We start from the raw sequence: 2,547 nt of genomic DNA on the forward strand, positions 1-2,547 counted from the left end.
GGGGGTCAGTCCTGGCGGTGCCGCGGTTCCTCCGACGCGGGAGGCGCGAGGTCCGGTGCTGCGGGCGGCACCCAGCCGGCCGAGAACTGCTCCGACGCCGGCAGCGCCCCGGGCGTGCCGAACTCCGGTCCTCCGGCCGGTTCCCCGCTCGTGCGCACCGCCGGCTCGACCGGCTTGCGCGCGACGGCCTCGGCCTCGGCGACCGCCTGCGCGACCTCCGGGTCGCGGGCGGTGGTGAACCAGTCGGCGACCTCGGCGGTGTCGTCCTCCGGCCGGGGCAGTTCCTCCTCGACGGCCGTCGGCTCGAAGCGGAAGACCCCGTCGTCGCCGGGCGCGCCGAGGGTCTTCGCGAATCCCTTGAGCGCATCACCGAAGTCGCTGGGCACCAGCCACACCTTGTTCGCGTCACCCTGCGCCATCTGCGGCAGCGTCTGCAGGTACTGGTACGCGAGCAGTTCGGGCGTCGGCCTACCGGACTTGATCGCCGCGAACACCTTCTCGATGGCCTTCGCCTGCCCCTGCGCCTCGAGATACTTCGCGGCCCGATCGCCCTGGGCCCGCAGGATCCGGGACTGGCGGTCGGCCTCGGCCTCGAGAATCGCGGCCTGCTTGGCGCCCTCGGCCGACAGGATCCGCGACTGCTTGTCGCCCTCGGCGGTCTTGATCGCGGCCTCGCGGTGACCCTCGGCGGTGAGGATCATCGCGCGCTTCTCGCGATCGGCCTTCATCTGCTTCTCCATCGATTCCTGGATCGACGGCGGCGGATCGATGCTCTTCAGCTCGACACGGGCGACCCGCAGCCCCCACCGGCCGGTCGCTTCGTCGAGCACGCCCCGAAGCTGACCGTTGATGGAGTCGCGCGAGGTCAGGGTGTCTTCGAGGGTCATCCCACCGACGACGTTGCGCAGCGTCGTCACCGTCAGCTGCTCGACCGCGGCGATGTAGTTGCTGATCTCGTAGACCGCTGCCTGCGGGTTGGTGACCTGGAAGTACACGACGGTGTCGATGCTCAGCGTCAGGTTGTCCTGGGTGATCACCGGCTGCGGCGGGAACGAGACGACCCGTTCGCGCAGGTCGACCTTCGCGCGGATCCGGTCGACGAACGGCACCAGGAAGGTGAGCTGTCCGGACGCGGTCCGGTAGTAGCGACCCAGCCGTTCGATCACCGCGGCCTCGGCCTGCGGCACCAACGCGACCGACTTGACCACGACCAGCACCACGAGTGCCACCAGGACGGCGAGCACGATCAACGCTTCCATCGTCAGACACCCCTCCATACGACGGCCGTCGCGCCGTCGATCTGCATCACCGTCACAGTGGTTCCCGGTTCGTACACCGCGGTTTCGTCGAGCGGGCGCGCCGTCCAGACCTCACCGTCGATCTTCACCCGGCCCGAATGCTCGTCGACCTGCTCGAGAACGAGGGCATGTTTGCCCGGCAGCGCGTCGACACCCGTGGTCAGCGCGGGCGGAGCCGAATAGCGCCGGCGCAGCGCCGGTCGAACCCCGAGCAGCAGCACCAGCGAGGACAGCGCGAACACCACGGCATCGGCCCACACGGGAAAGTCCGTCGCAGCCGAGACGCCCGCGGTCACCAGGGCGGCGCCACCGAGCATGAGCAGCACGAAGTCTCCGGTCAGCGCCTCGGCTGCGGCGAGGGCCACACCCGCGATCAGCCAGATCAATGCCGTCACGTCACCATCGAACCACAAATCGGACACCGGGGCAGACGCCCAGGCAGAGCGGTCCTCGCGGGCACCGTCGGCAGCAACGCCAATTGGCGAATTGCTAAGATTCGCAAATAGCTCTTCCGCATGGCATGATTCCGCCGAGCGTGAGGGTGCACGAATGCGTTCCCACGACGAGGACGAGAACCCCTCGACCGGAAGCCGCCGGCCGACGGAGACCACAGGAGGCGCCATGGCCACGAACGCGCGCCAACCGCTGTACCAGATGAAGGCGGACTTCTTCAAAACACTGGGGCACCCGGCGCGGATCAGGGTGCTCGAACTGCTGAGCGAGCGTGATCACGCCGTCTCGGAGATGCTGCCGGAGGTCGGGATCGAACCGGCGAACCTGTCCCAGCAGCTGTCGATCCTGCGCCGCGCCGGACTGGTGACGGCCAGGCGGGAGGGCCTCTCGGTCTCCTACACGTTGACCTCGCCGCAGGTCGCGGATCTGTTGAAGATCGCCAGGGGGATCCTCACGGGCGTGGTCGCGGGACAGGCCGAGCTGCTCGAGGACCAACCGGAGTCCCCGACACTGGTGGGCAACTCGGCAGGCTGACCGGCCGAGCTTCGGCGCGGCGCAGCCCGCACCCGCTGATTGCGGTTTTTCTAAACTTCATACCTTGCATGATTCCTAAATACACACCTTGCACGAACGGACGATGAGGGTGAGCGACAAGGACCACGACGCGCGCGGATCCACCGGTAGCACGAAACTGCCGCCGCGAAGCCTGACGGCCGCAGCGCCGGGCCCATGACCCAGGCGCGGAACGCATCACGTCGATCTGCCCGCGTTCCGCGCCTTCCCCCGGGCCCCGGCA

The 2,547-nt window shown here is 68.6% G+C and carries 3 protein-coding genes; 1 reads left to right on the forward strand and 2 read right to left on the reverse strand.

The window, feature by feature from the left end:
- Window positions 1–5: 5 nt before the first annotated feature.
- Both I0Q12_RS18245 and I0Q12_RS18250 read right to left on the reverse strand, forming a co-directional pair.
- Window positions 6–1,259, reverse strand: a complete 1,254-nt coding sequence (locus tag I0Q12_RS18245; protein ID WP_197253292.1) for an SPFH domain-containing protein — start codon at window positions 1,257–1,259, stop codon at window positions 6–8.
- 2 nt (window positions 1,260–1,261) lie between these two features.
- Window positions 1,262–1,693, reverse strand: coding sequence for an NfeD family protein (locus I0Q12_RS18250; protein ID WP_197253293.1), 432 nt, complete (start codon window positions 1,691–1,693; stop codon window positions 1,262–1,264).
- Window positions 1,694–1,919: 226 nt separating this feature from the next.
- On the opposite strand from I0Q12_RS18250, the gene I0Q12_RS18255 reads away from it, so the two are divergent.
- Window positions 1,920–2,285 carry a helix-turn-helix transcriptional regulator gene (locus I0Q12_RS18255; protein ID WP_197253294.1) on the forward strand — a complete coding sequence of 122 codons (366 nt, stop codon included), beginning with the start codon at window positions 1,920–1,922 and terminating at the stop codon, window positions 2,283–2,285.
- Window positions 2,286–2,547: the final 262 nt, after the last annotated feature.

Origin of the sequence: Rhodococcus sp. CX (genome assembly GCF_015865005.1) — a bacterium.
Lineage (GTDB): Bacteria > Actinomycetota > Actinomycetes > Mycobacteriales > Mycobacteriaceae > Rhodococcus.

Excerpts from the sequence above, each read along its gene's own strand:
- I0Q12_RS18255 (WP_197253294.1), top strand. The coding sequence starts at position 1,920 with ATGGCCACGAACGCGCGCCAACCGCTGTACCAGATGAAGGCGGACTTC.
- I0Q12_RS18245 (WP_197253292.1), bottom strand. The coding sequence starts at position 1,259 with ATGGAAGCGTTGATCGTGCTCGCCGTCCTGGTGGCACTCGTGGTGCTG.